This window comes from Pseudomonas sp. SB113, from assembly GCF_040754745.1.
Lineage (GTDB): Bacteria > Pseudomonadota > Gammaproteobacteria > Pseudomonadales > Pseudomonadaceae > Aquipseudomonas > Aquipseudomonas grimontii.
On sequence record NZ_JBFMHW010000274.1, the window covers coordinates 1 to 297 of the forward strand.

The 297-nt window shown below is 62.6% G+C and carries 1 protein-coding gene; it reads right to left on the minus strand.

The features are described from left to right. Window positions 1-297 (minus strand): Ig-like domain-containing protein (locus AB1462_RS32540; protein WP_367249245.1); only part of this gene is annotated, 297 nt, incomplete at both ends.

Genomic DNA, 297 nt, shown 5'->3' on the forward strand with positions numbered 1-297 from the left:
GGTCTTCAGCACCGGTCGCAGCAGTTTCCGCAGCCACCGGCGCGTCGTTGACCGCAGTCACGGTGATGGTGCCGTTGGCTGGCGCCGAAGTCAGCGGGCCGCCGTCGGTGGCGGTGTAGGTGAAGTCTGCGGTGCCGTGGAAGTCCGCGTTTGGTTTGAAGTAAACCGTGGCTTCGCCGTTGACCGCATCAATCGAACCGGTCACCGGTTTGGTCATGGCCGCGTCGGTGTAGAAAGTGCCATTGGTTGGCGTGCCGACGGTGAACGATTTAACGTCCGTCGGACTGTCTACGTCGG